Raw genomic sequence first — 13,400 nt, forward strand, 5'->3', positions numbered from 1 at the left:
CTTACAAAGAAGAGAAGGTGAAAAATATGGGGAAGAAGTTATATCATGGAGCAGCCTATTACCCGGAGCTTTGGGATGAAAAGGTGATCGATGAAGATATTAAGCTAATGAAACAGGCAGGCATTAATGTAGTCAGAATGGGAGAGTTTGCTTGGGCAAGTATGGAGCCAGTAGAAGGAAAGTTTGAGCTAAGCTTTTTTGTGAAAATCATTGAAAGACTCTATGAAAATGGCATCGAGTCTGTCATGTGTACACCAACACCCACTCCACCCATTTGGTTCAGCCATGATCACCCAGAGCGTATGTATATGGATCGAGACGGGAAGGTGATGGGGCATGGTTCGAGACAGCATGCTTGTACCAACCATCCTTATTTTCGAGAAAGAGCCGCTATGATTACCGAAAATCTAGCAAAAGCAGTCGGAAGCTTGCCTGGAGTAATTGGATGGCAAATTGATAATGAGTTTAAGTGTCATGTGAGCGAATGCATGTGTCATACGTGTAAGGAACAATGGCATCTGTGGTTAAAGTACCGCTATGAAACAATAGAAAACCTAAATGACGCTTGGGGCACGAAGATTTGGAGTGAATATTACCATAGCTTTGAACAAGTGCCGCAGCCAGGTCCTGCTCCTTTCTTACACAACTCATCATTAAGTACGATGTACCAGATCTTTTCAATGGAGAAAATTGCTGAGTTTTCCGATGAACAGGCAGAGATCATTAGAGAGTATTCTAATGCACCTATTACCCATAATAGCTCTGTCTTTTTCAGTGTAGACAACGAAAGGCTTTACGAAAACTTAGATTTTGCTTCGTTTGACACTTATGCCACCATCGATCACTTTGAAAATTATTTGATTAATCATGATTTGTGGAGGAACTTCAAAAAAGGAAAGAATTTCTGGGTCATGGAAACAAGCCCATCCTACGCGGCGTCGTTAGAAAGTCATGCCAATCCTCATCCAAATGGCTATCTAAAAGCAGAAGCAGCAGCTGCCTATGCATTAGGTGCTGAAGCGTTTTGTTATTGGTTATGGAGACAGCAGCGTGCAGGTTGCGAACAGCCGCACGGGTCTGTAATCAGCGCATGGGGGAAACCGACCGTTGGATTCTCAAATGTGCTAGAAGTAGAAGAAATGCGTAAAGAAATTGAGCCAATTATTTTATCAACTAAGCCTTCTCAAGCAGAATTGGCTATTACGTATTCTGACCGGGGCAAGGCCTTCTTAAAGACCGAGCCGCATCGAGAATTAAATCACCGTACGTTAATCACAGATTTCTATAAACGAATTTTATCCATGGGAATTCATCGTGATGTCATTCCTGAAGGAGCGAGTCTAGACGGTTATAAACTGTTGTTCACCCCTTTTATTCCGTATTTATCTTCCGATTATATCGCTCGGGCAATCGAGTTTGTAGAAAAGGGGGGGATTTGGATTGTTGGACCATTAACAGGTGGCCGCACCGAACATCACACGGTTCATACAGATAGAGCTTTAGGAGAATTGGAAAAATATGCTGGTGCAGAAGTGCTTTACACCTACCCAATGGATGGTACTGGAAGCATCGGGCGTGCTTTTGATATGGCTGCACCACTAGGGAATTGGAGTTCCGTGTTCGAAGCAGATTCTAAAACTGCCGTTGGAATCATTGAGGAGGGGCTATCTAAAGGGAAAGCCTTTCTAACGGAGCATCAACTTGGAGCAGGAAAAATCGTCATGCTTGGGTCATTGCCACTAGGAGAAGCAGGAGACTTGCTGTTGCAGAAATTAGTCGATCATTATTCACAGGAAGCAAATCTTACGATGAGAACCGATGTTTCACAAGGTACCATCGTAGCCCCAAGACAAGGAGATGGGTACACCGTTTGGTTTATCATCAATATGGATGGGAAAGGGGGTTCTGTAACAATTCCTAAAACAGGTGTAGATTTGCAGACGAATAGTGCAGTTGAGTGCGGAAAACTAGAGATCAGCAGCTTTGAATATAAGATGATCCAATTTAAGGAGGAGTAACGATGATTCGTAAAGCATCTGTTATGAAAGTGTTTCCTGGCTGCCATGATGAATACAAAAAACGTCATGATGAATTATGGCCGGAAATGGAGCTTGAATTAAAGAGTCACGGAGCGCATCACTATTCCATTTTTTTAGATGAGAAGACTAATAGTCTCTTCGCATATGTAGAAATTGAGAGTGAAGAAAAGTGGAATCAGATGGCGAAAACGGATATTTGTCAAAAATGGTGGGCGTATATGATGGACATTATGGAAACGAACCCGGATAACAGTCCCGTTTCAACAGAGTTAAAGCAGGTGTTTTATTTAGACTAGAAAAAAAGAGAGACTATTTACGTAGAGTTAATGGTCTCTCATTTTTAGTTTGAGTCTATTCATACGGATTGAAGTTTATAACAATAACAGGGGGATAGTTTATGCATAGCTTGCATTGGGCATGGAGCTATATCCGTCATTTTAAAGGAAAGTTATGTATTGGTTTATTATTAGCATTGGCTGTGTCTGCCCTTAATATGGTGAATCCTTATTTAGCAGGGAAAATGGTTGATGATGTGATGTATGGAAAAAATATAGAAATGCTATGGACCTTGGTAGCGTTAATGGTCGGTACGACGATTGTGAGGACTTCCGTTCGATATGGATATCAGATCATGTTTGAAAAAATATCTCAAAATGTCATTTTTAAAATGAGAGAAAATCTTTATGATCGCCTTCTTCAATTGGATTTTACTTTCTATGATCGTACCAAAACAGGAGATATTATGGCTCGTATGACAGGTGACATGGAGGCCATTCGCCATTTTACCGCTTGGACGATTTATATGATCTTTGAAAATGCAACCATCTTTATATTTGCTATCGTTTTTATGTTTACCATCCACCCACCATTGGCATTGGCCATTTTATCGATAGCACCAGTGATCGCATTTTTTGCCTTCCGATTATCGCGCGACGTTAAGCCAACATTTACGGATATTAGAAATCAGTTTGCGAAGCTTAATTCAGTCGTTCAGGAGAATATCAGTGGAAATCGGGTGGTTAAAGCGTTTGCGAAAGAAAGCTATGAAATTGAAAAATTTTCAGTCGAAAACGAAGCTTTTATGGATCGAAATTTGAAGTCTGCAAAAGTATGGGAGAGATATTTACCTGTACTTGATTCCCTTGCAGGTGTATTAACAGTAGTAATGATCTTAGTTGGTGGGGTTATGGTCATAAATGATTCACTCACGATTGGAGAACTCGTCATTTTTAATTCTTTGATTTGGGCGTTAAACAACCCCTTGCGGATGGCAGGTTGGTTGATGAATGATGCACAAAGATTTATTGCCTCTGCTGAAAAAGTGGAGGAATTGCTCCTAACAAAATCAAAGATGAAGAATGGTGTGGAAAAAAGTACCACGCAGGAGAAATCAGCTACAGTTGAGTTTGACCGTGTTTATTTTAGCTATGGTGACGGAATGGTTCTAGAGGATGTGACCTTTGATGCTCATCCCGGGCAAACTGTGGGAATTATTGGCCCAACTGGATCAGGAAAATCAACATTAGTGAATTTGCTTAGCAGATTTTATGATACGTCCAGCGGAGCCATTAAAGTTGGCGGAAGGAACGTTAAGGAATGGGATATTCATCAACTAAGGTCATCCATGGGAATGGTCATGCAGGATATATTTTTATTCTCTGATACCATTGAAGGAAATATTGCCTATGGCAATCCCAATGCAACACTAGAGGATGTTCAAGCGGCGGCTAGAAAAGCTGAAGCTCATGATTTTATTACAAGTATCCCAGAAGGCTATGACACGATTGTTGGGGAAAGGGGAGTAGGATTATCAGGAGGACAGAAACAGCGGATCGCACTTGCAAGAGCCCTTTTGAAAGACCCAAGTATTCTCATTTTGGATGATACCACCTCAAGCGTGGATATAGAAACAGAGGAAAGAATTCAACACACACTTCAAGCTATTCAACAACGGAAAACTTGTTTTATTATTGCCCATCGAATTTCGTCTGTAAAAGAGGCAGATATCATTCTCGTAATGAATAATGGCAAAATCATTGAAAAGGGAAATCATGAAGAATTATTGTTAAAAAGAGGCTACTATTACCATGTTTTTCAAAATCAGTATGGGAACTTTGATATTCACCTAAGTGCAGGGAAGGTGAGATAAAGTGGCACGTAATAAGTTTAATGTAGATGAAGAGCTGGAAACACCTTTTAGTATTGTTCACCTAAAAAGATTACTTGTGTATGTGAAACCTCATAAAAGAACTATTCTATTAACTGTACTCATCATGCTTCTGGCAAGTGGTGCGAATTTAATTGGTCCATATCTAATCAAACAGGCAATAGATAAGGAAATTCCAGGTAAGGATATTAATGGGTTAATGATCTTAGCAGGGATTTATTTTGGGGCCTTAATTATTACTGGCATTTGTATGAAATACAGAATCCGAATGATGTCTCGAATTGGTCATGACGTGATAAAGCAAATTAGAAAAGATTTATTTACTCACTTACAAAAGCTTTCTTTTTCATTTTTTGATAGCCGGCCACATGGCAAAATATTGGTCCGGGTAGTTAATTATGTTAATGGGTTAAGTGATTTATTATCAAACGGTTTGATTAATTTAATTACCGATCTCTTTAGCTTATTGGTCATTATCGGCTTTATGCTTGCGATTGATGTTAAGTTAACGCTAGCTGCGATGGCTGGTTTTCCGATCCTTGCAGCAATTATTTTCTTAATAAAAAATGCTCAGAGGAAAGCATGGCAAAATTTAAGCAATAAGCAATCGAATATGAATGCTTATATCCATGAAAGCATTAATGGAATTAAAGTAACCCAAGCTTTTGTCCAAGAGGAAGAAAACAAGAAAATCTTTCATGGAGTTTCCAATGGGTATAGAGGAACATGGATGAAAGCAATTAAGGTTCATTTCCTACTATGGCCCGCGATTGAAAATATTTCGGTATTAACCGTTTCTTTGATTTACGTTATTGGAATCAGTATGATTGGAAACGGCATTACAGTAGGAGCCTTGGTTGCATTTGTAGGATATATTTGGATGTTTTGGACGCCGCTAACTAATATCGGAAACTTTTACAATGCGATTATCAATGCATCTGCTTACCTAGAACGAATTTTTGAGATGATGGATGAAAAACCGACGATCTTGAGTGAACCCGAAGCAACCGAATTAGGTGCTATTAAAGGTAAGGTAGAATTTGAGAATGTCATTTTTGGTTATGAAGAGAACGATAGAAACCTTGATCGTATCAACTTCAAAGTGAACCCGGGAGAAACCATAGCCATTGTTGGTCCAACAGGCTCCGGAAAAACAACGATTGTCAATTTGATTAGCCGTTTTTATGATATTAATAGCGGATCCATAAAAATAGATGATGTTGATATAAAGTCTGTTAGTGTTATGTCCCTTCGGAAGCAGATGGGAGTCATGCTACAGGACCCATTTATTTTTTCAGGAACCATTATGGACAATATCCGTTATGGTAGATTAGAAGCTTCTGATGAAGAGGTCATGCAGGCTGCAAAGGCAGTGCAGGCACATGAATTTATTAGTCAGTTAAAAGAGGGCTATCATACGGAGGTAAATGAAAGAGGAACAAAGCTTTCAAATGGACAACGGCAGCTGATTTCTTTTGCTAGAGCATTGCTCGCTGATCCGAAAATCCTTATTTTAGATGAAGCAACATCTTCTATAGATACCGAGACAGAACTTGCTCTGCAAAAGGGACTTGAGGCTTTGCTTTCAGGAAGAACTTCTTTTATCATTGCTCATCGTCTATCTACGATTCAAAATGCATCCCGAATCTTTTTTATTGAAAAAGGGAAAATTTGTGAAGAAGGAACACACGATGAATTAATTCAACAAAAAGGACTATACTGGAGTTTATATACTGCACAATATTCCTCATTAGTTGTTGGCTAATGGTTCGCCCCCGAGCTGAGTACTTGGGGGCTATTTAATATGTTTGAATATGTTACAACCATGTTTGGATTATTTAGAAAAATCCAACTCTTTAATTATTTCCTTTGAAATATACTTTGATAATGGTAAAATTTAATTAACACGTACGTACAAATTTTTTATGGGGGTTTCCTTGTGTTGAAATGACGACGCTTACATACGTACCTTTTTACCTACTATAATATGAAAATGGAGAATCACTCTAATGAAAAAGGCTTTTCGTCAATTAAAGAGGCGATATGACAATCTAAAAATAAAATACAAACTTTTTGTACTCGTTTCATGGATTATGGTTCTTTCATTTTCTTTTACATTCTTTGGATTAAGCTATGCCTTTAAAATGTATGATGAACAAATATATAGTAAATCCTCACAAGTGTTAAGTACATCTTCAAATAGTATAGAGAATGAATTAAAGAGGATGGAGGATGTTTCCTATAATATTTTAACGGATCCACAAATCCAACAATACTTGTCTTTAATTTTGGAAGACAGTACAGAATATGAAAAATTTCGATTGCGTAACCAAATGAGTGATAAACTTCTTAGCTATGTTAATAAAGAAACTTACATCCAATCAGTGTATTTAGTCGACGCAAATGGCGAAGAGTACGCTGTCGGTCCCAAAAACTTAAAATTGTCAGAGAGGCAAAAAAAGTATGTTACCGAGATGGCCATAAGTGCGGATGGGAGCAATGTATGGCTTAATCCAAAGGAAAATGATTTTACCATCGCTACTGCTCGGGAAATTAGACAGTACCGAAACCTAAGTTTTGACACCTTAGGTACACTCGTCATTTATATCAACATGGATAAGCTTGTAGGAAATATTTTAGAGGGATCGAAAAGGATGGATGGAGAATTCTTTATTGTTGATCATAATGACATTATTTTTCCAAAGGAAACCAATTTCCTAAAAGATCACTTACTAACATTAGACTCTGGCTATCAGATAAAAGAAATCGATAAAAGAAGTTACTTTCTTGTTTCTATTAAGTCGAATTACTTTGATTGGGGTTATGTAAACGCAATTCCCTTTAATCAAATTTTCAACAATATTAATCTAGTGAAAACTTTTTTAATCATTATATTTATTTTGATGTTCGCTGTTGTAACGGTATTAGGAATGCGATTTGCAAGGAACATAACGATTCCTTTAGAAAATCTTGTAGCCGGCATGCAACACGTAAAGGTTGGTGATTTTAAAGAGGCCAGAAAGGAAACGCTTAAATTTTCCACGACTCAGGATGATGAAGTAGGAAAATTGCAACAAAACTTTCAAACGATGATCCAACAAATTGATGAGTTGATCCATGAGGTTTTTTCTAAGCAGCTGACGATCAAGGAAACAGAGTTTAAAGCATTACAGGCTCAGATTAATCCCCATTTTTTATACAATACATTAGAATCAATCAACTGGTTAGCCAAGGGAAATGGACAAACTCAAATTTCGAAAATGGTTGAAGCGCTCGGTTTTTTATTGCGCAATTCTATCTCTTTAAAAAAACCATTGATTACGGTAGAGGAAGAGCTTGATATCGTTAAAAATTATATTATTATTCAGAGTTATCGATTTGAAGACCGATTGGATTTTCAATTGAATGTGAATACGGATCTTTATGGATATTCTATTCCCAAATTAACATTACAACCCCTAGTGGAAAATGCCATTCACTATGCCTTAGAACCAATGATTGATACTTGTAAAATTGAAGTGTATTCAATTGTTGATCGTGACTCGTTCCAACTTATTGTGGAGGACAATGGTCCAGGAATGGAGCCTGCCTTTATTGAAAAGTTAAAAAGGGGAGAAGTGAAAACTAGAGGACAAGGGTTAGGGTTATCAAATATAGATGAAAGAATAAAGCTTTCTTTTGGAGAAGACTATGGAGTTAGGATTGAAAGTGTGCCAAATGAAGGTACAAAAGTAATCATCGTACTACCGTTTGATAAGGGGGGAAATTATGTATAAGGTTTTATTAGTAGATGACGAAAGAATCATTACTGACGGAATGGCAAAGGTAATTGCCTGGGAATCGATAGGGACCACATTAATAGGAACGGCAAGAAATGGCATCGAAGCATTCAGTGTAATTGAACAAAAACAACCAGATATCGTTATTAGTGATATCAAAATGCCTGGAATGAACGGGTTAGAGCTTGTTGAAAAAGTTAACAGCGTGTTTCCACACATACGATTTATTCTCCTATCAGGCTTTAGTGAATTTGATTACGCAAAACAGGCAATGGCATATGGAGTGAAGCACTATCTATTAAAACCATGTAATGAGCACTCGATTATGGATGCTGTAACGGAGCTTTGTGAGGATTTAACACAAAGACAAAATCGGGAACAATTTGTTCAACAGATGAAAGGTACCCTTGAAAGTGTTATGCCCTATGCAAAGGAACAGATGTTAAAGGAAATTGTTACGAATCAGTATGAAAACAAAGATTTAGATTACTATCATAAACTATTTCAATTAGATTTACATTCTTCTAAAGTCCGGCTCGTTTTATTCCAACTTGAGGGAGAATTCTATTTTGAGCATATGTTTGCAATCAAAAATATAGCGGAACATATTTTGGCCTCTTATATACTCAGCTGTACAGTTGGGGAAACCGTATTGTTATTAATTGAAGATGATGAAGACACACTTAGTCTTCATAGCCAAATTGAAAGAATTAAAAAAACATTTTTTCAATATTACCAAATAGATTGTACGATTGCTATAAGTGACGAAGGAAGCATTTGTCACGCCAATAAATTATACAAGGAAGCACTGGATTGCCTTTCATACCGGTTTTATTTAAATGAAGGAGGTATCATTACTACAAAGGATATCTCCAATCCATACAATCTAGCGGAAGGAGATTTTTATTTTGATGATCAAAAATTTTGCCGCCTAGTAAAATCGGGTTCATGGGAGGATGTTAAGAACGAAATCAGCACTTTTATTAATCATTTAATCTATTTAAAACTGGATATTCATACGACCAAGTCTTATGTCATACAACTCTTTAATTCGATGATTCGTTTGTGTGAAGCAGAACAGATGAATAATTATTTAGGTCAATTAACCGTTTTGATAGAAATGGAAACGATACAAACGATGAAATCCTTTTTTGAAAGCGTTGCCCAAGAAATAACCTCTTTATTTTATAACCAAAATAAGAAGAAACACTCTGCCATTATTAATAAAGTAATTGATATTATTGAAAAACATATGGGAAATCAACATCTATCCTTGCATTGGGTTGCGAATGAGATGTTATATATGAATGCTGATTATCTAGGAAAGTTATTTAAGAAAGAAACTGGCGAAAAGTTTTCTAATTACCTAACCAAACAAAGAATTGAAATGGCTATTAAGCTTATTGAAAAAGAAAACGATGTAAAGGTGTTTGAAATAGCAGAAAAAATTGGGTATGGGGAAAACCCTCAATATTTTAGTCAGGTCTTTAAAAAACATACAGGATACACTCCATCAGAATATAAAAAAGAATCGTTACAAGGGCAGTAAAAAATATAAAAAAGGGGAAATAACGATGAAAAAACTATTATTTTCAACCTTATCCCTAGTAATGGTATTTTGTGCTGGTGGTTGTGTAAAACTCGACCTGCTCCATTCGGCAGCAAGTAAGGAACAGGAGAGGGTTACTATCAGGATTGCCTGGTGGGGTGAGCAGCCAAGACACGATTATACAATGGAAGTAATTGAATTGTTTGAAAAAAAATACCCCCATATAAATATTGAACCAGAGTATGCTTATTGGGATGATTATTGGAAAAGACTAGCTCCGCTGGCGGCTGCAAATCAGCTACCAGATATAGTGCAGATGGATCTCCTATATTTGAAAACGTATAGTGAGAATAATTTTCTTGAGGACATGACTCCTTTTATCGAAGAAGGAGTGATTAATACAGAGGATATTAGTGAAGATGTTCTTTTAGGAGGAAAAGTTAATGGATCCATGTACGGTTTTCCACTTGGTATGAATGTACCTGCTATTATTGTAGACCGAGATTTACTTTCTTCAGCCATTGATTCGTTTCCACAATCCAACTGGACATGGGCAGACTATGAAGAAATTGTTTCCAAGGTACATAATGCAAAGGGTATTTATGGAACCAATGGTATGAAATCCGTTGACGTGTTTTTTTCGTATTATTTACGAACAAAAGGAATGAATTTATATAATAATAGCGGCACAGGATTAGGCTATGAGGAAGATCAGTTGTTTATCGATTACTTTGAAATGCAATTAAGATTGCTAGAAAAAGGTGCCTTTCCAAGAGCGGATGAAGAAGATCAAATTAAGGGAATTGAGAATGGGTTACTTGTAAATAAATTAGCTCCTATGACCTGGGCTTATTCCAATCAATATATCGGATTATTAGAGACTGCCAACCGTGAACTTGATCTTATTCCCCCTCCGGGTCCAGGGCAAGGTGACGGACTAACATTAAGACCGAGCATGCATTTTTCTATTTCTAAAAGTTCCAAAAATAAGGAAGCAGCTGCGCTATTTATTAATTTTTTTATCAATAATATTGAAGCAAATCAAATCATAAAAGGGGAAAGAGGAGTACCTATTTCTTCAACAGTTGCCGAAAAAATAGTAACCATACTTTCCGAAGACCAAAAAAAAGTGTTTGATTATGTTTATCAAGTAAAAAATAATAATCCTAAAGTGGAAAAAGCAGATCCGTTAGGCGCTATCGAGGTAGTCAGTTTACTACAGGATATATCTGACCAAATTCTTTTTAAGAAGATTACCCCAAGTGAAGGAGCGAAAATGTTTAGAACAGAAGCGAATAATATTCTCTCGAAGAAAAACTAGATCCTATTTCCTGCAGTAAGGGCTCCATTGAACAAGAAATACTACTTGTTCAAGGAGTCTTTTTTGTTTTCAAATAAATGTCTGATTTTTAAACAAATAGGACGGAAAAATGGATTCAGAATAGTTGGAATTGGTTGCATAATAAAAATGTAAACACTTACATAAAAGTGTGAGAAAAGAAGGGGGAAAAAGAATGAAAAAGTTTTTAGTGTTAATCTTTACTTTTGTTTTAGTTTTTTCCTTAGCAGCATGCAACAGTAGTTCACCTAGTAGTAATGAGTCTGAAGAACCAAAAGAAGACAATAAAGAAGAAAAAGTAACTCTTCGTATTGCCTGGTGGGGTTCACAACCGCGTCATGATTACACACTTAAAATAATTGAAATGTATGAAGAAAAAAATCCAAATGTAAAAATCGAAGCAGAATATGCTGCATGGGACGATTACTGGAAGAAGTTAGCTCCACAAGCTGCTGCGAATGAACTTCCAGATATTATCCAAATGGATTTATCTTATTTCTCACAATATGCTCAAAACGGTCAAATCGCTGATCTAACTTCTTATGTTGGTAATGAAATTAACACAGCAGATATTGCTGAAAATGTTATCGATGGTGGGAAAATTGGCGATAAACTTTATGGAGTTAACGCAGGTGTAAACGTGGTTGGTTTCCATTATGACCCAGCGGGACTTCAAAAAGCTGGTGTAGATTCAATCCCTGAAAATTGGAATTGGGATGATTACCTGGATATCGCTGCAAAAGCGAAAGATGCAGGATTGTTTGTAGATACAAGCATGAAAGCCGATGTATTCTTTAACTACTATTTAAGAACAAAGGGTGAGTCTTTATACAGTAAAGATGGCGCTTCTTTAGGATATAAAGATGACCAATTGTTCGTCGATTTCTTTAAAATGAGATCCGATTTAATTCTGGACAAAGCAGTTCCAACTCCAGACTTTATGGCTCAACTGAAAGGGATTGAAGATGATCCTGTAGTTACACAAAATGCGATTGGTATTTGGCAATGGTCTAACCAATTCGTAGGTTTACAGCAAGTTGCGAATAGAGATCTTGCTATTGCTCCAATGCCAGGGCCTGACAGCGATAAAGGTTTATATTTAAAGCCAAGTATGTTCTGGTCTGTTGGAAATAATTCGAAAAATAAAGAAGAAGCTGCAAAGTTTATTGACTTCATGATCAACGATATCGAAGCGAATAAATTAAATCTTGGTGACCGTGGTGTTCCTGGTTCTGCAACTGTTAAAGAAGCATTAAAGCCACTACTTTCTCCAGCTCAAGTTCAAGTATTTGACTATGTTGAGTGGGCAGAAGGAAACAGCTCTGCATTTGATGGTCCAGACCCAGTAGGTGCTGGTGAAATTATCGAGACTCTAGATAGTTTAGCTGAACAAATGGCTTATGGAAATCTTAAAGTGGAAGATGCAGCAAAACAGTTTAGACAGCAGGCTGAAAGCGTCTTATCGCAAAACAAATAATAATTTCCAAAGATAGCTGATCACCTTTTCGATCAGCTATCGCCCTTTCATCTTATGGAAACGAGGTCAAAGAATTAAGGAGATGAACCAATGAGTACACCTGTGATAAAGGGAAATGCAAAAGCAGATCTTCCAATCCGTTCTATAAGCAAAAGAAGCCGTATCATCAAGGAAAACTTGACAGGTTATGCGTTTATTAGCCCTTTTGTTATTGGATTCCTTGCTTTTACATTCATTCCAATCGTTGCATCTTTATATTTATCATTTACAAACTATAACCTATTTGCACCACCCAAATGGATAGGATTAGAAAACTACATAAAAATGTTTACAGGCGATCCCCGCTATTGGCAATCGTTAAAAGTGACACTTATTTATGTGTTTGCTGGGGTTCCTTTACGACTCGCATTCGCATTGTTAATTGCCATGATGTTAAACACAGCTTCTAAAGCAGTAGGACTATATCGCTCATTGTTCTATTTACCGTCTCTAATCGGAGGCAGTGTCGCTGTTGCCATTATGTGGCGTAATGTGTTCGGTGATATTGGTATTGTTAATATTTTACTAGAATTAATTGGAATCCCAACCGTTAGATGGTTTGGTAACCCTACAGCGGCATTATGGATGCTTATCTTCTTATCTGTATGGCAATTTGGTTCTTCGATGTTAATCTTCTTAGCGGGATTAAAAGGTATTCCAAAGAGTTATTATGAAGCAGCAAGCGTGGACGGAGCAAATGGAGCTCAGAAATTCTTTAAAATCACTCTTCCAATGCTAAGCCCAGTGATCTTATTCAATACGGTCATGCAGACAATTGCTGCATTTATGACGTTTGTTCCAGCCTTTATTATTTCAAAAGGTACCGGGGGACCGTTAGACGGAACACTTCTGTATTCTCTATATCTATTCATTCAAGGGTTCGAGTTCTTTAATATGGGTTATGCTTCCGCAATGGCATGGGTCATGCTCATTATTGTGGGTATATTAACAGCTGTCATCTTTAGTACTTCAAAATACTGGGTTCACTATGAATCAGAAGGAGGCAGATAA

9 protein-coding genes are annotated in these 13,400 nt (G+C 37.2%); all 9 read left to right on the forward strand.

Features of this window, described 5'->3' with window-relative positions:
- Positions 1-26 precede the first annotated feature (26 nt).
- The 9 genes from ACVBAX_RS06385 (at position 27) to ACVBAX_RS06425 (ending at position 13,400) form a co-directional block, all read left to right on the forward strand.
- Entirely contained in the window at positions 27-2,018 is a 1,992-nt protein-coding gene (locus ACVBAX_RS06385) for a beta-galactosidase (protein ID WP_447116295.1), read from the forward strand.
- 2 nt (positions 2,019-2,020) lie between these two features.
- The gene (rhaM, locus tag ACVBAX_RS06390) at positions 2,021-2,335 is read left to right on the forward strand and encodes an L-rhamnose mutarotase (RefSeq protein ID WP_447116296.1); all 315 of its coding nucleotides are present in this window, start codon (positions 2,021-2,023) and stop codon (positions 2,333-2,335) included.
- A gap of 101 nt (positions 2,336-2,436) precedes the next feature.
- Positions 2,437-4,188: an ABC transporter ATP-binding protein gene (locus ACVBAX_RS06395; RefSeq protein WP_447116297.1), complete on the forward strand. Its 1,752-nt coding sequence runs from the start codon at positions 2,437-2,439 to the stop codon at positions 4,186-4,188.
- A 1-nt stretch (position 4,189) separates the two neighbouring features.
- The gene (locus ACVBAX_RS06400) at positions 4,190-5,971 is read left to right on the forward strand and encodes an ABC transporter ATP-binding protein (RefSeq protein WP_447116298.1); all 1,782 of its coding nucleotides are present in this window, start codon (positions 4,190-4,192) and stop codon (positions 5,969-5,971) included.
- A gap of 244 nt (positions 5,972-6,215) precedes the next feature.
- A complete protein-coding gene (locus tag ACVBAX_RS06405) occupies positions 6,216-7,982 on the forward strand; it encodes a cache domain-containing sensor histidine kinase (RefSeq protein WP_447116299.1) in 1,767 nt (588 codons plus the stop codon).
- Complete coding sequence (locus tag ACVBAX_RS06410; RefSeq protein WP_447116300.1) at positions 7,975-9,534, forward strand: response regulator transcription factor; 1,560 nt, start codon at positions 7,975-7,977, stop codon at positions 9,532-9,534. The genes ACVBAX_RS06405 and ACVBAX_RS06410 overlap by 8 nt, the downstream gene beginning before the upstream one ends.
- A gap of 25 nt (positions 9,535-9,559) precedes the next feature.
- Complete coding sequence (locus tag ACVBAX_RS06415; protein WP_447116301.1) at positions 9,560-10,855, forward strand: ABC transporter substrate-binding protein; 1,296 nt, start codon at positions 9,560-9,562, stop codon at positions 10,853-10,855.
- A 193-nt stretch (positions 10,856-11,048) separates the two neighbouring features.
- Positions 11,049-12,350, forward strand: a complete 1,302-nt coding sequence (locus ACVBAX_RS06420) for an ABC transporter substrate-binding protein (RefSeq protein WP_447116302.1) — start codon at positions 11,049-11,051, stop codon at positions 12,348-12,350.
- 90 nt (positions 12,351-12,440) lie between these two features.
- Positions 12,441-13,400: a carbohydrate ABC transporter permease gene (locus ACVBAX_RS06425; protein ID WP_447116303.1), complete on the forward strand. Its 960-nt coding sequence runs from the start codon at positions 12,441-12,443 to the stop codon at positions 13,398-13,400.

The sequence above is a fragment of the Robertmurraya sp. GLU-23 genome, from assembly GCF_052983275.1.